Origin of the sequence: Pseudomonas farris (assembly GCF_019145235.1) — a bacterium.
Classification (GTDB): Bacteria; Pseudomonadota; Gammaproteobacteria; order Pseudomonadales; family Pseudomonadaceae; genus Aquipseudomonas; species Aquipseudomonas farris.
The window spans coordinates 290,932-307,366 of sequence record NZ_JAHSTV010000005.1 but is presented as its reverse complement, the minus strand read 5'-3'; the positions used below and the strand labels follow the sequence as shown (position 1 = coordinate 307,366).

The window sequence follows — 16,435 nt, the reverse complement described above, 5'->3', positions numbered from 1 at the left end:
TGCCGGTATAACTCACCCACACATCATTTCTTCGCCATGAACACTGCTTTTATATGACGCAGCGAAAAATCATCCACGTCGATTGTGACTGTTTCTACGCCGCCATCGAGATGCGTGACGACCCGCGCCTGGCTGGTAAGCCATTGGCGGTGGGCGGCTCGGCGGATCGGCGTGGGGTGATTGCCACCTGTAACTATGAAGCGCGGGCTTATGGCGTACGCTCGGCCATGTCTTCCGGGCATGCCTTGAAGCTCTGTCCAGACCTGACCATCGTCAAGCCGCGCATGGATGCCTATAGAGAGGCGTCGAAGGAGATTCATACGATCTTTCGCGATTACACCGATCTGATCGAGCCGCTTTCCCTGGATGAGGCCTACCTCGACGTGTCGGATAGCGCGCATTTTGGCGGCAGCGCCACACGAATCGCCCAGGACATTCGCCGCCGGGTCTCCAATCAGTTGCACATCACCGTGTCAGCTGGCGTGGCGCCGAACAAGTTTCTCGCCAAAATCGCCAGTGACTGGAAGAAGCCTAACGGCTTGTTCGTGATCACGCCAGATCAGGTGGAAGACTTCGTCAGTGGTTTGCCGGTGAGCAAGCTGCACGGGGTTGGCAAAGTGACTGCTGACAAACTCGGCAGGCTCGGTATTGTCGATTGCTCGCATTTGCGCGAATGGGACAAGTTGGCACTGGTGCGCGAATTCGGCAGTTTTGGCGAGCGACTCTGGAGCCTGGCCCGTGGGATCGATGAGCGGTTGGTGCATAACGACAGTCGCCGGCAGTCGATCAGCGTCGAAAACACTTACGACGTGGACTTGCCGGATTTGGTGAGTTGTCTGGATAAATTGCCTGAGTTGCTGGAGTCCCTGAATGGCCGCATGGCGCGGATCGACAGCAGTTATCGGCCGGGCAAGCCGTTCGTCAAAGTGAAATTCCATGACTTTACCCAGACTACTTTGGAGCAGGCCGGGGCAGGGCGGGATCTGGGGAGTTATCAGTTGCTGCTGACCCAAGCCTTTAACCGTGGCGGGAAACCGGTGCGGTTGTTGGGGATTGGGGTGAGGCTGGAGGATTTGCGGGGCGGGTTTGAGCAGATGGAGTTGTTTGAGCGGTAGGGGCAGGGTTTTGGTGTGGTGGTGAATGTAATGGCGCCTTCGCGAGCAAGTCGAATCGTCGCACCGCCGCTCCCACATTGGATTTATGGTGTTCACAAAACCAATGTGGGAGCGGGCTTGCTCGCGAAGCTTTTAGGCTTTTAGTTCGGCCCTGGATCCGCCACCAGTCGTCCGGCATCCCTGGTCAGCGACTTGAGGAATTCGGTCTGCAACTCGGGATCGTTGCGGGTCAGTTCGATCAGGCTCTGTTCCAGTTCGCTGGCTTCTTCTTCCAGACCCAGTTCCGACAGACGTTTGACCCGGTGTACCCACTGGCTCACTTCGTCGTCTTCGAGGTCGTCGTAAATCAGCCCATGCGCTTCGAGCAGCTTGCCGCGCAAGTTGCCGCTGATCATCAGGGACGAGTCGGTGTGCACATCGTCCTTGTTGTCCTCGACACTGATCTGCAGCTTGCCCAGATGATTGAGGTCATGTTCGGCGAACGGGCTGTCCAGCAGGTTCAGGCGCAACACGCCGTTACGGTCGGTGCTCAGTTCGAAGGTGTTCTTGCCAGCCTTGACCTGCACCGGGCGCTCGCTCCACGGCAGGCTCGAGTATTCCGTGCGCTTGTCGCGCTGGACTTCGTCGATACCCGCCAGGTTCTGTTGCGCCCGACCATGGGACTGCGCGTTCATGAACGGATTCAGCCCGGCGAAACCATAGCTGAGCCAGTCCTTCGTCACGCTGTCCGGCAGATTGCCGAGGGCGAACACGTTGACCACGTTCGCACCGACACCGGCCACCACGGCCACCGCGCCCAGCGGGATCTCGTAGACCTCCCTCCAGGGTTGGTAAGGCGTGTAGCGATCGTAGTGACGCGTGACTTCGAACTCGGTGACTTCGAAGGTCTTCTGCTCGTGGATTTTCACCCGACGTTGCGGCAGCTCAAGCACCTTGGGCTCGCCGACATCGATCTGCAGGCTGTGATCGAGCAATTTGCGCTCGATCCGTTCCTCGTGCTCGCTACGTTGTGACATCTGATTGGCACAGCCGCTGACCAGCAGCGCGCCGCACAAGGCGGCGCTACCGAGGCCTAAGGTGTTTCGCTTGAACATGACGTCTCTATCTGGTGTCAGCGGCGGATACGGGCCTGGAGGAAAGACAGCACGTCAGCGACCGGCAGTGCTTGCGCCTCGGCCTCTGTGCGGCTCTTGTATTCCAGATTGCCGTCGGCGAGGCCACGGTCACTGACCACGATCCGGTGTGGGATGCCAATCAGCTCCATGTCCGCGAACTTGATGCCCGGGCTGGTTTTCTTGTCGCGGTCGTCCAGCAGCACTTCGAAGCCGGCGGCAGTCAGTTCTGCGTAGAGCTTGTCGGTGGCTTCGCGAACCTGTTCGGTTTCGTAGCGCAGCGGAACCAGGGCAACCTGGAACGGAGCCAGAGCGTCGCTCCAGATGATCCCGTTCTCGTCGTTGCTCTGTTCGATGGCGGCCGCCACCACGCGGGATACGCCAATGCCGTAGCAACCCATTTCCAGGGTGACCGGCTTGCCGTTCTCGCCCAACACTTCGCACTTCATCGCTTTGCTGTACTTGTTGCCCAGCTGGAAGATGTGCCCGACTTCGATACCGCGCTTGATTTCCAGGGTGCCTTTGCCGTCAGGGCTTGGATCACCGGCCACGACGTTACGCAGGTCGGCGACGGTCGGAACCGGCAAGTCACGTTCCCAGTTCACGCCGAAGTAGTGTTTGTCGTCGATGTTGGCACCGATGCCGAAGTCGCTCATCAGCTCGACGGAACGGTCGATGATGATCGGCAGTGGCAGGTTCAACGGGCCAAGAGAACCGGCGCCGGCGCCAATGGCGTCGCGCAGTTCAGCTTCGGAAGCCATGACCAGCGGGCTGGCAACGCCAGGCTGGTTGGCGGCCTTGATTTCGTTCAGCTCGTGGTCGCCACGGATGATCAGGGCAATCAGTTTTCCTTGCTCTTCAGCGTGTACCACCAGGGTCTTGATGGTCTTTTCGATCGGCAGATTGAAGCCTTCGACCAGTTGCGCAATGGTCTTGGCGTTCGGCGTGTCGACCAGGCGCAGCTCTTCGGCAGGCGCGGCACGAGAGGTTTCGCGCGGTACGGCTTCGGCCTTTTCGATGTTGGCTGCGTAGTCGGAACCGTTGCTGAAGACGATATCGTCTTCACCGGATTCGGCCAGCACGTGGAACTCGTGGGAGCCGGCACCACCGATCGAGCCGTTGTCGGCTTCAACCGGACGGAATTTCAAGCCCAAGCGAGTGAACACGTTGCAGTACGCCTGGTGCATACGGTCGTAGGTGATCTGCAGCGAAGGCTGGTCAGCGTGGAACGAATAGGCGTCCTTCATGATGAATTCGCGGCCGCGCATCAAACCGAAGCGTGGGCGAATTTCGTCACGGAATTTGGTCTGGATCTGATACAGGTTGATCGGCAGCTGTTTGTAGCTGCTCAGCTCGTTGCGCATCAGGTCGGTGATGACTTCTTCGTGAGTCGGGCCGGCACAGAAGTCGCGACCATGGCGATCCTTGAAGCGCAGCAATTCCGGGCCGTATTCTTCCCAGCGACCGGATTCCTGCCACAGCTCAGCCGGTTGCGTGCTCGGCATCAACACTTCGAGAGAGCCGGCGGCGTTCATTTCTTCACGCACGATGGCTTCGACCTTGCGCATCACTCGCAAGCCCATGGGCAGCCAGGTGTACAGGCCCGAGGCGAGTTTGCGGATCATGCCGGCGCGCAGCATCAGCTGATGGCTGATGACGACCGCGTCGGAAGGCGTTTCTTTCTGTGTGGCGAGCAAAAATTGACTGGTGCGCATGGTTGGCCGTTGTCGGTTGCTGATGACGAGAAATGACGGAACATTGTACGGGCGAGATCTGCTGGCGTACAGGAGTGCGGCCGGCTGTGTCGCAGAGGGCGAGATTCTGCCCGCCCTCTGTGATGCTTCCTGTCTAAAAAGCCTACGATTCTTCCGCGACCTGGGTCTGAACCGGTTCCGGCGTCGGTGTCGGACCCGCGCGGCGGTTTTCCTGGAACCAGTGCAGCGCGATCAACAGGAGAGTCGGAACGCCCAGCAGGGCAGTGATCAGGAAGAAGTTGTGATAACCGAATTTCTCCACCATGACCCCTGAGTAACCGCCGATCAGGCGGGGCAGCAGGAGCATGATCGAGCTGAGCAGGGCGTACTGAGTGGCGGAGAACTTAAGATTGGTCAGGCTCGACAGGTAAGCGACAAATGCCGAAGTCGCCAGGCCCGAACTGAAGTTATCCAGTGAAATGGTGACAATCAGCATCTGCAGATTGGCCCCCATATCCGTGAGCATCAAGAACAGCAGGTTAGTGCCGGCCGATGTCACACCGCCGATGAACAGGATGGGCAGAATGCCAAAGCGCACGATCAGCAGGCCGCCCATGCCGGCGCCGACCAGCGTCATGATCAGGCCGAAAATCTTGCTGACACTGGCAATCTGATCCTTGGTGAACCCCTGGTCGATGTAGAACACGTTGGCCATCACGCCCATGACCGTATCGGACATCCGATAGGTGGCGATGAGCCCGAGCAGTAGCAGGGCTTGCCAGCGGTAACGCAGGATAAAGTCGTTGACCGGCGTCAGCACCGGAGCCAGGCCACGGCGACCCATGGCCGACAAGCACAGGCCGGTCAGCGTGATATAGAGGATCGCCCGCAGGAACGCGCGGTCTTCGAGCAGCAGGTCGAGCACGCTGGCGCCTTCGAACAGTACGCTGGCGAAGTCAGTGTTATAGAGCTGAGTGAACATGGCCGGTACGGACACCAGCAGCACGATCAGCACGAACACCGATGCCAATTGGTGCACAAAGCTATAGCGTCCGGCCTGCAATTGAGTACGCAGAGGCACCGGCGGTTCGCGCATGAATAGAGTGGTCAGCAACGCCGGGACCATCAAGACGCCGAACAGCACGTAGGTGCCGGTCCACGCCGCATGCTTATAGTTGAAACCGGTGGAGCCGAAGCCTTCGGCGAAGAACAGTGCTCCGGCCGTCGCCAGCAGGGCCGCGACCCGATAACCGGCCATGTAGCTGGCTGCCAACGCGGCCTGACGGCTTTCATCGGCGATTTCCAGGCGATAGGCATCGACGGCGATGTCTTGCGTCGCCGAGGCGAAGGCGACGACCACGGCGATGGCAATCAGCCAGGAAAGGTGCTTTTGCGGGTCGCAGAATCCCATACCGATCAGGCCTAGAATCACCAGTGCCTGGGCCAGTACCAGCCAGGAGCGTCGTCGACCGAGCTTGCCGAGCAATGGCAGGCGCCATTGGTCGAGCAGCGGGGACCAGACCCACTTAAAGGCATAGGCCAAGCCGATCAGGCTTGCATAGCCGATGGTTTCGCGGGCAACACCGGCCTCGCGCAGCCAGACTGAAAGCGTCGAAAACACCAGCATGTAGGGCAGGCCGGCGGCGAAACCAAGCAGCAACAGCACGAGCGTCGAGGGGCTGGCATAGGCGGCGAGCGCGGCGCGCCAGGTTTTACGGGGCATGGGCTGGAGTCTGCCTCAAGAATTACGGAAACAAAGCGCGCACTCTAACCGCTGTGCTCTACCGGGCGCCACCCATGACGCTGAATATCAACACGATTGTTCAGGACACTGATGCCTTCCATGCGCAATCGGGCCCGTTGTTCATCCCCTGAAGGGCTGCCCACGGGCAGGCTGATCCGACCGCCGGCACCCAGCACGCGGTGCCAGGGCAATTTAGTGTCGCCGGGCAATTGGCTCAGTGTTCGCCCGACCCAGCGGGCAGCACGACCCAGTCCGGCCAGCTCGGCGAGCTGGCCATAGCTCACGACTTTGCCCTCGGGCACTTGTGCCAGGGTCAGGTAGAGCGCCGTGCGTCGGATTTGCGCCGCGCTTTCGGTTTCAGCGGTTGAGTCGGTCACGTCCCGGGTTTCCTGAAAAATGCGCAATTGACCGTCTGTAGAGTAAATCCTGAATTGCCTATTGAGAAATGAACTCAATAGAAATAGTCGGGTCAGTCCTTGTCATGGCCTTATTCGTAAGGATAATGCCGACTTTTTTTCGCAAAGTTGAGCCTTCGATTCGCTTATGTTGTCCAGAACCTTGCTGTGCGTCGCTGTCGTCAGTGCTTCCACTCCCTTGCTCGCCGATACCGTCTGGTTAAAGAACGGTGACAAATTGAGCGGCAAAATCACCGTCTTCGATGGTGGCAAACTGCTGATTCAGACCGAGTACGCGGGCGCGGTCCCGATCGACTGGAAACAGGTCAAAACCCTGGAAAGTGATCAGCAGCTGTTGGTCAAACAGGATGCCTATACCGGAGAGAAGGCCAAGGCGCTGCATGCGGCAGAAGACGGCAAAGTCACCCTGGCCAACGGCGACGGCCCCAAGACCGTGGAGTTGGCCAGTATCCAGCAGATGCTCAAGCCCAAGCCGGTGGTTGAGGATTTGGTGTGGAAAGGTAATGTCGACATGGCGCTGGATTATCAGCGGGCCGAAAAAGATACTGATGATTATGACGTTGGTTTCAAAACCACCGCGCGTCATGGTCGGTGGCGTCATACGGCGGAAGGTGAGTACAACCGCGAGTTCCAGGATGACGTCGTCACCACTGATAACTGGCGTGCCGAATATTCTCTCGACCGATTCCTCACCGAGAAGTGGTTCTGGCAAGGGCGTTTGAATTACAAGCGTGACCAGATCGAAGAGCTCGCCCGCCAGCGCACCATCGGTACCGGCCCCGGTTATCAGTTCTGGGATAACGAGCTGGGCGCCTTCTCCTTGGGCTCGCTCCTGAACAACACGGACTATGAGTATTCCAACGGCAAGAAGGAAAACTTCTACTCCCTGGCGATGAAGTGGGACTACAACCGTTATCTGGTCGGCAAGAAGGTCGAGTTCTTCACCAATGGCGAGGTCGGCAAGCCGCTGTCGGGCGTGGCGGATTACGCCCTCGATGCCGAAGTAGGCCTGCGCTACAAAGTCACCGATTGGGCGTCGCTGAACCTGAAGGCCGAGAAAGACATCATCAGCGGTAGCGATGAGGCTGACCTGAGCAAGACTCGATATACCGCAGGTTTTGGCGTGACCTGGTAACACTGAAAGATCAAAAGATCGCAGCCTTCGGCAGCTCTTACACAGGATTGAGGTACACCCTGTAGGAGCTGTCGAAGGCTGCGATCTTTTTTGGCCATGCAAAACACACAGGCACAAAAAAGCCCCGCTTTTAAGGGCGGGGCTTTTTACTAAAGCAGTTACAAGTTAGATAACTTGAACTTCTTCAGCTTGCATGCCTTTCTGACCGCGGGTAGCGATGAAAGAAACCTGTTGGCCTTCTTTCAGGCTTTTGAAGCCGTCGGATTGGATAGCTTTGAAGTGAACGAACAGGTCGTCACCGGATTGTGGAGTGATGAAGCCGAAGCCTTTTTCATCGTTGAACCACTTAACGGTACCGGTTTGGCGATTAGACATGGTGTAACTCCTTGAACAAAGATAACTGCGACGCAGGAAGAACCCTGGCCGAGACTGAGTGCAAAGAGCAGGAAAAATTCTTGTAGATGGTTGGATCGAAATTCAACATATCGTGTAGAGATTCTCAGTGACACAAGCAGCACAGTGGCGCCACCTTAACCCTTTTTCCGGAACGTGCCAATGGTTCTTGCGAAGGTTTCTCTGTTTTCATGACTGACGGTGCATCGAATAGCGGTGAAGGCCCGGAATTCACGGGGGATCGTCGAGAATTGTCTCCCGGACTTTGAACCCGGAGCGCCTGCCCGGTAAGATGCCGGACAGAATTTTTCCACCTCGCTATTCAGGACACCCGCCATGAGCATCAAATCGGACAAGTGGATTCGCCGCATGGCGCAGGAACACGGCATGATCGAGCCTTTCGTCGAGCGCCAGGTGCGCGGCGGCGACGATAGCCGTGTGATCTCCTACGGCGTGTCCAGCTACGGCTACGATGTGCGTTGCACCAATCACTTCAAGGTGTTTACCAACATCAATTCGGCGATCGTCGACCCGAAAAACTTCGATGCTGGCAGCTTCGTCGACATCCACAGCGACGTGTGCATCATTCCGCCGAACTCCTTCGCTCTGGCCAGCACCGTCGAATACTTTCGCATCCCGCGTAACGTATTGACCATTTGCCTGGGTAAAAGCACCTACGCGCGTTGCGGCATCATCGTCAACGTCACGCCGCTCGAGCCTGAGTGGGAAGGTCACGTGACCCTGGAGTTCTCCAACACCACCAATCTGCCGGCGAAAATCTACGCGAACGAAGGCGTGGCGCAGATGTTGTTCCTTGAGTCGGACGAAGAGTGCGAAGTCTCCTACAAGGACCGTGGCGGCAAGTACCAGGGCCAGCGTGGCGTGACCCTGCCGCGTACCTGAGTCAGCCGTCTGACAAACCGTTGGAATTCCTGAGCGGGCGTACACTCTATGGAATGTACTGCTCCGATTCGCGCAAGGCGGATCGGGCCATCGCTCAGGAGTGCTTCATGAAGATCGATCCGCGAATAAGTGCCGAACTGGCAAGGCTTGAGCCCAATCAGGTTGGCGTGCTGGCCTGGTCCTTGTTGGCACATCCGCCAGTCAGCATGGCAGGGGGAATCCCCGGTCAGCCTGATCCCGACACCCCCAACGAACAGCCGACAGAGCCCGGAGAGCCCACGCTGCCGGATGAGCCACCTCCTGCGCCTGTGGCTTGATCCCTGTCGCTGAAAATAGATGGCCAGTCAGCTGATATCTGTAAAAGATTTCAGCTGACTGGCCATATTTTTTTATCGCCTATGACAAAGATCGCCCGTGAAAGCGGTTTTTCAGCCACATCGATGCTGTAGGTGCCGACGTCTTCGCGGGCAAGCCCGGCTCCCACAGGGTTCGATGTTGTTCATGGAAGGTGGGTTACTTGAGGTTGCCGCTGAGGAACTGTTTCAGTCGCTCACTCTTCGGATTGCCCAGTACATCCTCCGGCGCCCCTTCTTCTTCCACCAGCCCTTGGTGCAGGAATAGCACCTGGCTCGATACCTTGCGGGCGAAGCTCATTTCGTGGGTGACCATGATCATGGTCCGGCCTTCTTCGGCCAGGCCCTGGATCACCTTGAGCACTTCGCCCACCAGTTCCGGGTCGAGCGCCGAGGTCGGTTCGTCGAACAGCATGACTTCCGGTTCCATGGCCAGTGCGCGGGCAATGGCTACCCGTTGTTGCTGGCCGCCCGAAAGGAACGCCGGGTACTGATCTGCCACGCGTGCCGCCAGGCCAACCTTGTCGAGGTAACGCCGGGCGCGGTCTTCGGCCTCTTGCTTGCTGCAACCCAGTACCCGGCGCGGGGCCATGGTGATGTTTTCCAGCACCGTCATGTGGCTCCACAGGTTGAAGTGCTGGAACACCATGGCCAGGCGGGTGCGGATCCGCTGCAGTTCATCTGCATCGGCCACGTGCATGCCGTGGCGATCCTTGATCATGCGGATCGACTGGCCGTCCAGGCTCATGGCGCCGTCGTTGGGTTGTTCGAGAAAGTTGATGCAGCGCAAAAAGGTGCTTTTGCCCGAGCCGCTGGCGCCGATCAGGCTGATGACGTCGCCGGTTTTGGCCTTGAGCGAAACGCCTTTGAGCACCTGATGATCGCCATAGCTTTTATGCAGGCCTTCAATGGTCAGTTTGTACATGGGGCATGCATCCTCAAGGCGAAAGTAGGTAGCCGCTGCGATAGGCTTCGGTGCCCGCGACGTGGGCGATCACCATACCGGCAGTGGCCATGCGCCGCAGCGAACGGGCGTACATCAGCCCGGCGGCGGTGCAATGAACAGGGGTGACGCGATCATTGATCGGGTCGATGATTTCGGCGATCAGTTGCCCGGCCTCCAGATATTCCCCGGGGAGGGCCGTGAACACCAGCAGCCCGCCCACGGGTGTCGCCACCGGTTCAACGCCGGCCAGCGGCGTGGCTGGGTAGGGCAGCTCAGGCAATGGCGCCGGCTCACCGGCAATCGCACCGAAATGAATCAGGTAATCGATCAGCGCCTGGCAGTCGAGGCTGGCCAGTGGGTGATTGACGTCACCCTGGCCGCGTAATTCGATGGTGACTGAAAAACTGCCCAGCGGAATCTCGAACTGCTCGCCGAAACGCTCTTTCAACTGCCACCAAAGCAGGGTGAAGCACTCATCGAACGACTGACCACCCGAATCGGTAGCGAGCAGGCTGGCTTCGGAACCGATGTAGCGCGCCAGCGGCTCGACCTGCGGCCAGGCCTCGGGCGTGGTGTAAAGGTGCGCCACGGCTTCGAAATCGCAATGCAGGTCCAGCACCATGTCTGCATCGCAGGCCAGCCGTTGCAGGGTCAGGCGTTGGGATTGCAGTTGCGTGCCTGCGGTCTGCCGCGCCAACGCCTTGCGCAGGCTGTCGCGGATCAGTTCGAGGTTACGTTGCGGATCGTCGCCGAGCAGGCCTTCAATCTCGTTGCCGACTTCTTCACTCAAGTCGACGAACCAGCGATTGAAGTTCTGCCCGCTTTCCAGCTCGTAGCGGCCCAGTGGAACGTCCATCAACACTTGTTCCAGGCCGATCGGGTTGGCCACGGGCACCAGCACGATTTCGCTACGCAGCCGGCCGGCGGCTTCCAGCTCCGCCAGACGTTGCTTGAGGTGCCAGGCCACCAACATGCCGGGCAATTCATCGGCATGCAGGGAGGACTGGATGTAAATCTTGCCTTTGGCCGACTGCGGGCCGAAGTGGAAGCTGTGAATCTGTCGCACGGTCCCCGGCAGCGGGGCCAGCAGGTCATGAATCTGGTGGCGCATGTACGAGTTGTCCTAGTGAGTCGGCCCGAGGAAGGCAAGCCATCGGCGTTCGGCGAGGCGAAACAGGCCGACCAGCGCAAAGGTAACGGTCAGGTAGATCAGCGCGGCGATGCCAAACGACTGGAATGTCATGAAGGTTGCCGAGTTCGCATCACGAGCGACTTTCAATACATCCGGGATAGTCGCGGTGAACGCCACGGTGGTCGAGTGCAGCATCAGAATCACTTCGTTGCTGTAATAAGGCAACGAGCGACGCAGGGCCGACGGCATGATCACGTAGGCATAAAGCTTCCAGCCTGTCAGACCGTAGGCCTTGGCCGCTTCGACCTCACCGTGGGCCATGCTGCGAATCGCCCCGGCGAAGATCTCCGTGGTGTAGGCGCAGGTGTTGAGGGCGAACGCCAGGATTGTGCAGTTCATCGCATCGCGAAAGAACGCATCGAGGATTGGCTGGGCACGCACGGCTGCCAGGCTATAGATGCCGGTGTAACAGATCAGCAGTTGTATATAGAGCGGCGTACCCCGAAACAGATAAGTGTAGAACTGCACCGGCCAGCGGACGTAGACCTTGGGCGAAACCCTGGCGATGGACAGCGGGATCGACACCACAAAACCGATGAAGATCGACGCGCTGAGCAGCCACATGGTCATGGCCAGGCCAGTGATGTTGTAGCCGTCGGTATAAAGGAAAGGTCTCCAGTATTCCTGCAAGAGTTCGATCATCGTACCGCCTCCCGGGAACCGGCGGCGTAGCGGCGTTCGAGCCAGCGCAGGACGACATTGGAGGCACTGGTGATCAGCAGGTAAATCAATGCGGCAAGCACCAGGAAGTAGAACAGTTGATAAGTGCTTTTACCGGCGTCCTGTGCGGCTTTGACCAAATCGGCGAGGCCGATGATCGAGACCAGCGCGGTGGCCTTGAGCATCACCATCCAGTTATTACCGATGCCCGGCAGGGCGAAGCGCATCATTTGCGGGAACACCACGATACGAAAACGCTGACCGCGTTTGAGGCCATAGGCAGTGGCGGCTTCGACTTGGCCCCGCGGTACGGCGAGGATCGCGCCACGGAAGGTTTCAGTGAAGTACGCGCCATAAATGAAGCCCAGGGTGATGACCCCGGCGCTGAACGGGTTAATTTCGATGTATTCCCATTCCATGAAATCGGTAAATGAGGTCAACCAGGTTTGCAGGCTGTAGAAAATCAGCAGCATCAGCACCAGGTCTGGAACCCCGCGAATCAGCGTGGTGTAGATCTGGGCAGGTACGCGCACCAGTTTGACTTTTGACAGCTTGGCACTGGCGCCGAGCAGACCGAGCAATACGGCCAGTAAAAGTGACAACACCGATAATTTGATGGTCATCCAGGTGCCTTCCATCAGCAACGGACCGAAGCCCTTGAGGCTGAAGGCAGAGAGCCCCAGGCTTTGTAATAGGTTTTCGAACATAAATCAGCAACCTGATCGGGTAAAAAAAGCGCCCATCGCGAGATGGGCGCCGGGCATTATTTGCCGCTGTACAGATTCAGATCGCCAAAGTGTTTCTTCTGAATGGTGGCGTAGGTGCCATCGTCGTGTAACGCTTTGATACCTTTATTCAAAAGGTCTTTGAGGTCTTTGTTACCTTTAGAGATACCGATAGCTGTTTTCGACGGCAGCAATTCGCTGTCGACCGGCTTGCTGACTTCGTAGCCTTCGCCTTTTGGTGACTTCAAGAAGCCCAGTTCGGCTTGCAGCATGTCCTGGATTGCTGCGTCGAGGCGACCGGACATCAGGTCCGAATACACCTGATCCTGGTTCTGATAGGCCTGGGTTTTCACGCCAGCCTTGTCCAGCACGGCCTTGGCGTAGGCTTCCTGGATGGTGCCTTGCTCATAGCCGACGGTCTTGCCCTTCAGCGAAGCAACATCTTCGCTCAGGCCGGAACCTTTCTTGAAGACATAAGCGGTTGGGCCGGAGAACAGCTCGTCGGAGAAGTCGATGACTTTTTCGCGGGCCGGGGTGACGGTCATCGAAGAGATCACACCGTCGAATTTATTGGCTTTCAAACCCGGAATCATGCCGTCGAAATCGCTTTCGACCCATTTGCACTTGACCTTCAGTTCGGCGCAGATTGCATTGCCCAAGTCGATGTCGAAACCTACCAGGCTGCCGTCGGCTGCTTTGGACTCGAACGGCGCATAAGATGGGTCAACGCCAAAACGCAATTCTTTGTATTCCTTGGCCAGCGCGGAGCCGGCAGCCATGCACAACGCCAGTGCAGAAAGGGTCAGCAATGCTTTTTTCATTATTCAATCCCTAAGAACCAATATGAGCGCTTGTGGCGCAGAAGTACTGTTACTGGAAAGCGTAAGACCTATTCAAAGTAGCAATTTCCGAACCAGAGTCCCGAACAAGCGTTTAAAAGGTAATGCAAGAAGTGGCAAAGCGCGATGTGTGCACGAAAATGGGCATCGCCAAATTCCTGCGCCAGGATGGTGCCAAGTGTGGGAAGCCACTGCCAGATCAGTAGCCACAATCCATGTGGGAGCGGGCTTGCTCGCGAAAGCGGTGTGCCAGGCAACATTGATACTCCCTCTTCGCGAGCAAGCCCGCTCCCACAGGTTCTGCACCTTAACTGACCTGTATTGGGGCACAGAAATCAGGTCAGGCGAGCAAATCCTGCAACGTCGCCAAGCTGTCAGCGTCCTCCACCGACTTGTCCTGCCGCCAACGCAGCATCCTCGGAAACCGCACCGCAATCCCGCTCTTGTGCCGTTTCGACAAGGCAATGCCTTCGAATCCCAGCTCAAACACCAAGGTCGGCTTCACACTACTCACCGGTCCGAATTTTTCCACCGTGGTCTTGCGTACGATGCTATCGACCTGCCGCATTTCTTCGTCAGTCAACCCGGAGTAGGCCTTGGCGAAAGGCACCAGTGTTCGCTCGCGGGCAGAGGGCGGGCCGTCCCACACAGCGAAGGTGTAGTCGGTGTAGAGACTGGCCCGGCGGCCATGGCCCTGTTGGGCGTAGATCAGCACCGCATCGACGCTGAACGGGTCGACTTTCCATTTCCACCACACACCCATGTCCTTGGTCCGCCCGACGCCATACAGCGCATCGCGGGCCTTGAGCATCATGCCTTCGACGCCCAGTTTGCGGGAGGCCTCTCGTTGGCGGGCGAGGTCGAACCAGTCTTCGCCGGTCAACACGGGCGAGCTCAGTAACACCGGGTTTGCGCAGGTGAGGATGAGTTGTTCCAGCTGAGTGCGGCGCGTGGCTTGAGTCTGGTTACGCCAATCCTCACCCTGCCATTCCAGCAGGTCATAGGCCTGGACGACCACGGGCACTTCATCGAGGATTTTTTTGCTCAGCATTTTACGGCCGATCCGCTGTTGCAACAGGGCGAAAGGCTGCACGGAAGGGGACGACGGCGATTGTGGGTCGAAGGCGTCCTTGGTGCCTGGTTGTGTGGCTTGCCAGGCGACGATTTCTCCGTCGATCACCGTACCGTCGGGTAAGCCATGAACCAGGCTTTCCAGTTCGGGGAAGCGTTCGGTCACCAGTTCTTCACCTCGCGACCAGATCCACAGGCGCCCATCGCGCTTGACCACTTGGGCGCGGATGCCATCCCACTTCCATTCCACTTGCCAATGACTGGCCGGCCCCAGCAGGGCGTCGAACTGCTCGACCGGGTGCGACAACGCATGGGCGAGGAAAAACGGGTACGGCTGGCCACCTCGGTGGGCATGTTCATCGGGTGATTCGGGGGCGATCAGCTTCAGGTAACTGGCGGCGCTTGGGCGGTTAGATAGATCGGTATAACCCACCAGCCGCTGGGCCACGCGCTTGCTGTCGAGCCCGGCCATCGCCGCCAAGGCGCGGGTGACCAGCAATTTGGAGACACCGACACGGAAACTGCCAGTGATCAATTTGATGCACAGCATCAGACTCTGGCGATCCAGTTGCGCCCACAGGGCGGGCAAGCATTCGGCGAGGGTCGGCGGGGGCGCGTTACGCAGCGGCAGCAGTTTGTCTTCAATCCACACCGCCAGCCCATCGGTGGATGTGTGGTGCGTTTCAGGCAGCACCAGCGAAATGGTTTCCGCCAGATCACCGACGGCCTGATAACTTTCTTCGAACAACCAGGGTGAGAGCCCGGAAAATGCGGTTGCCATTTCCCGCAGCATTCGTACCGGCACCAATTGCCGAGGTCGTCCACCGGACAGAAAGTACACCGCCCAGGCGGCGTCTTCAGGCACGGCCTGGGCGAAATAGCTTTGCATCGCCGCCAGTTTGGCGTTGCTCGAGGTGGTGGCATCGAGCTCGGCATACAAGTCGGCGAAGGCTTTCATGCCAGCACCTCAGCGCTCTCGGGTTCGAGGACTGTGGTGTCTTCATCATCGCCGTATTCGGTGCTGAAACTCATGGCATCGAGGCCCTGTTCGCGCAGATGGCGCACCAGCACTCCAATCGAACCATGGGTGACGATCACGCGTTCGGCTCCGGTTTGTTCGATGGCCCAGAGCAGACCGGGCCAGTCGGCGTGATCGGACAGCACGAAACCGCGGTCCACGCCGCGCCGCCGCCGTGTCCCGCGCAAGCGCATCCAACCGCTGGCGAAGGCATCGCTGTAGTCACCGAAACGCCGTACCCAAGGGCTGGCACCCGCCGAAGGCGGCGCGAGGACCAAGGCTTTGCGCATCATCGGGTCATGTTTTTTTACTTCGCCGGAATAGATCGTTGGCGGTAAATAAATGCCGCTCTCGCGATAAATCCGATTGATGGGCTCAACCGCGCCATGTACCAGAATGGGACCGAGGCTGGCATCGATGCCGTGGAGAATCCGCTGAGCCTTGCCGAAGGAATAGCAGAACAGCACGCTGGTTTTGTCGGCAGCGGCGTTGGTCTGCCACCACTGATTGATCTCGGCAAAGATCTGCGTCTGGGGTTGCCAGCGGTAAATCGGCAGGCCGAACGTCGATTCCGTGATGAACGTGTGGCAGCGCACCGGTTCGAACGGCGCACAGGTGCCGTCGGGTTCGGTTTTGTAATCCCCCGAGGCGACCCAGACTTCTCCGTCGTATTCCAGGCGCACCTGGGCCGAGCCGAGCACGTGGCCCGCGGGGTGAAAGCTCAGTTTTACGCCGCGGTGCAGCAATGGCTCGCCATAGGGCAGAGTTTGCAGATTGATGTCCTGGCCCAGACGCGCGCGCAGAATGCCTGCACCCGGTGCCGCCGCCAGATAATGTTGATTGCCACGGCGAGCATGGTCGCTGTGGGCATGGGTGATTACGGAGCGTTCGACCGGCTGCCATGGGTCGATATAGAAATCACCGGGCGGGCAGTACAAACCTTCAGGACGAGCGATAACAAGGTCCATGTTGTTACCCAAATGGGGAGGCCTGCTAGCTAGGAGGTTTGCGCGAGACGAGAGTTCTATTTATTTTTGAGGAAGAATGGAGGCGTTAATCAGGCCGCTATCGCGAGCAGGCTCGCTCCCACATTCAATCGAGTTCTGTCAGAAAGAATGC

Annotated in this window: 16 protein-coding genes; 4 read left to right on the top strand and 12 right to left on the bottom strand. The window is 58.4% G+C overall.

Annotation, left to right across the window (positions count from 1 at the left end; translation table 11 throughout):
• The first annotated feature begins 53 nt into the window (after positions 1-53).
• Positions 54-1,115 (top strand): DNA polymerase IV, encoded by a 1,062-nt coding sequence (dinB, locus tag KVG95_RS12735; RefSeq protein WP_201059867.1) that lies wholly within the window; start codon positions 54-56, stop codon positions 1,113-1,115.
• 140 nt (positions 1,116-1,255) lie between these two features.
• Here the strand turns inward: dinB and KVG95_RS12730 are convergent, their stop codons facing one another.
• The 4 genes from KVG95_RS12730 to KVG95_RS12715 all read right to left on the bottom strand — a co-directional run bounded on the left by KVG95_RS12730 (position 1,256) and on the right by KVG95_RS12715 (position 6,042).
• Complete coding sequence (locus KVG95_RS12730) at positions 1,256-2,209, bottom strand: hypothetical protein (protein ID WP_217856701.1); 954 nt, start codon at positions 2,207-2,209, stop codon at positions 1,256-1,258.
• 17 nt (positions 2,210-2,226) lie between these two features.
• The gene (locus KVG95_RS12725) at positions 2,227-3,942 is read right to left on the bottom strand and encodes a proline--tRNA ligase (RefSeq protein WP_217856700.1); all 1,716 of its coding nucleotides are present in this window, start codon (positions 3,940-3,942) and stop codon (positions 2,227-2,229) included.
• Positions 3,943-4,084: 142 nt separating this feature from the next.
• Positions 4,085-5,644, bottom strand: a complete 1,560-nt coding sequence (locus KVG95_RS12720) for an AmpG family muropeptide MFS transporter (RefSeq protein WP_217856699.1) — start codon at positions 5,642-5,644, stop codon at positions 4,085-4,087.
• Positions 5,645-5,688: 44 nt separating this feature from the next.
• Positions 5,689-6,042: an MGMT family protein gene (locus KVG95_RS12715; protein ID WP_007940587.1), complete on the bottom strand. Its 354-nt coding sequence runs from the start codon at positions 6,040-6,042 to the stop codon at positions 5,689-5,691.
• A gap of 166 nt (positions 6,043-6,208) precedes the next feature.
• Between KVG95_RS12715 and KVG95_RS12710 the strand changes: the two genes are divergently transcribed.
• Positions 6,209-7,216: a DUF481 domain-containing protein gene (locus KVG95_RS12710; protein ID WP_217856698.1), complete on the top strand. Its 1,008-nt coding sequence runs from the start codon at positions 6,209-6,211 to the stop codon at positions 7,214-7,216.
• A gap of 165 nt (positions 7,217-7,381) precedes the next feature.
• Here KVG95_RS12710 and KVG95_RS12705 read toward each other — a convergent pair whose 3' ends face one another.
• Entirely contained in the window at positions 7,382-7,591 is a 210-nt protein-coding gene (locus KVG95_RS12705; RefSeq protein WP_002554837.1) for a cold-shock protein, read from the bottom strand.
• Between the two features lie 354 nt (positions 7,592-7,945).
• Between KVG95_RS12705 and dcd the strand changes: the two genes are divergently transcribed.
• Both dcd and KVG95_RS12695 read left to right on the top strand, forming a co-directional pair.
• The gene (gene dcd, locus KVG95_RS12700) at positions 7,946-8,512 is read left to right on the top strand and encodes a dCTP deaminase (protein ID WP_217856697.1); all 567 of its coding nucleotides are present in this window, start codon (positions 7,946-7,948) and stop codon (positions 8,510-8,512) included.
• Positions 8,513-8,619: 107 nt separating this feature from the next.
• Complete coding sequence (locus KVG95_RS12695) at positions 8,620-8,829, top strand: hypothetical protein (protein ID WP_008060697.1); 210 nt, start codon at positions 8,620-8,622, stop codon at positions 8,827-8,829.
• 196 nt (positions 8,830-9,025) lie between these two features.
• Here the strand turns inward: KVG95_RS12695 and KVG95_RS12690 are convergent, their stop codons facing one another.
• The 7 genes from KVG95_RS12690 to KVG95_RS12660 form a co-directional block, all read right to left on the bottom strand.
• On the bottom strand, positions 9,026-9,790 hold the full coding sequence (locus KVG95_RS12690; RefSeq protein WP_052966407.1) for an ABC transporter ATP-binding protein: 765 nt from the start codon (positions 9,788-9,790) through the stop codon (positions 9,026-9,028).
• 13 nt (positions 9,791-9,803) lie between these two features.
• Positions 9,804-10,922: a succinylglutamate desuccinylase/aspartoacylase family protein gene (locus KVG95_RS12685; RefSeq protein WP_217856696.1), complete on the bottom strand. Its 1,119-nt coding sequence runs from the start codon at positions 10,920-10,922 to the stop codon at positions 9,804-9,806.
• 12 nt (positions 10,923-10,934) lie between these two features.
• The gene (locus tag KVG95_RS12680; protein WP_052966409.1) at positions 10,935-11,645 is read right to left on the bottom strand and encodes an ABC transporter permease; all 711 of its coding nucleotides are present in this window, start codon (positions 11,643-11,645) and stop codon (positions 10,935-10,937) included.
• A complete protein-coding gene (locus tag KVG95_RS12675; protein ID WP_217856695.1) occupies positions 11,642-12,370 on the bottom strand; it encodes an ABC transporter permease in 729 nt (242 codons plus the stop codon). Before KVG95_RS12675 ends, KVG95_RS12680 begins: the two co-directional genes overlap by 4 nt.
• Before the next feature lie 56 nt (positions 12,371-12,426).
• On the bottom strand, positions 12,427-13,209 hold the full coding sequence (locus tag KVG95_RS12670) for a transporter substrate-binding domain-containing protein (RefSeq protein ID WP_038979216.1): 783 nt from the start codon (positions 13,207-13,209) through the stop codon (positions 12,427-12,429).
• Positions 13,210-13,567: 358 nt separating this feature from the next.
• Positions 13,568-15,256, bottom strand: a complete 1,689-nt coding sequence (locus tag KVG95_RS12665) for an ATP-dependent DNA ligase (protein ID WP_217856694.1) — start codon at positions 15,254-15,256, stop codon at positions 13,568-13,570.
• Complete coding sequence (locus KVG95_RS12660; RefSeq protein ID WP_217856693.1) at positions 15,253-16,284, bottom strand: ligase-associated DNA damage response exonuclease; 1,032 nt, start codon at positions 16,282-16,284, stop codon at positions 15,253-15,255. Before KVG95_RS12660 ends, KVG95_RS12665 begins: the two co-directional genes overlap by 4 nt.
• Positions 16,285-16,435: the final 151 nt, after the last annotated feature.

Excerpts from the sequence above, each read along its gene's own strand:
- dinB (WP_201059867.1), top strand. The coding sequence starts at position 54 with ATGACGCAGCGAAAAATCATCCACGTCGATTGTGACTGTTTCTACGCC.
- KVG95_RS12730 (WP_217856701.1), bottom strand. The coding sequence starts at position 2,209 with ATGTTCAAGCGAAACACCTTAGGCCTCGGTAGCGCCGCCTTGTGCGGC.
- KVG95_RS12725 (WP_217856700.1), bottom strand. The coding sequence starts at position 3,942 with ATGCGCACCAGTCAATTTTTGCTCGCCACACAGAAAGAAACGCCTTCC.
- KVG95_RS12720 (WP_217856699.1), bottom strand. The coding sequence starts at position 5,644 with ATGCCCCGTAAAACCTGGCGCGCCGCGCTCGCCGCCTATGCCAGCCCC.
- KVG95_RS12710 (WP_217856698.1), top strand. The coding sequence starts at position 6,209 with ATGTTGTCCAGAACCTTGCTGTGCGTCGCTGTCGTCAGTGCTTCCACT.
- KVG95_RS12705 (WP_002554837.1), bottom strand. The coding sequence starts at position 7,591 with ATGTCTAATCGCCAAACCGGTACCGTTAAGTGGTTCAACGATGAAAAA.
- dcd (WP_217856697.1), top strand. The coding sequence starts at position 7,946 with ATGAGCATCAAATCGGACAAGTGGATTCGCCGCATGGCGCAGGAACAC.
- KVG95_RS12695 (WP_008060697.1), top strand. The coding sequence starts at position 8,620 with ATGAAGATCGATCCGCGAATAAGTGCCGAACTGGCAAGGCTTGAGCCC.
- KVG95_RS12690 (WP_052966407.1), bottom strand. The coding sequence starts at position 9,790 with ATGTACAAACTGACCATTGAAGGCCTGCATAAAAGCTATGGCGATCAT.
- KVG95_RS12685 (WP_217856696.1), bottom strand. The coding sequence starts at position 10,922 with ATGCGCCACCAGATTCATGACCTGCTGGCCCCGCTGCCGGGGACCGTG.
- KVG95_RS12680 (WP_052966409.1), bottom strand. The coding sequence starts at position 11,645 with ATGATCGAACTCTTGCAGGAATACTGGAGACCTTTCCTTTATACCGAC.
- KVG95_RS12675 (WP_217856695.1), bottom strand. The coding sequence starts at position 12,370 with ATGTTCGAAAACCTATTACAAAGCCTGGGGCTCTCTGCCTTCAGCCTC.
- KVG95_RS12670 (WP_038979216.1), bottom strand. The coding sequence starts at position 13,209 with ATGAAAAAAGCATTGCTGACCCTTTCTGCACTGGCGTTGTGCATGGCT.
- KVG95_RS12665 (WP_217856694.1), bottom strand. The coding sequence starts at position 15,256 with ATGAAAGCCTTCGCCGACTTGTATGCCGAGCTCGATGCCACCACCTCG.
- KVG95_RS12660 (WP_217856693.1), bottom strand. The coding sequence starts at position 16,284 with ATGGACCTTGTTATCGCTCGTCCTGAAGGTTTGTACTGCCCGCCCGGT.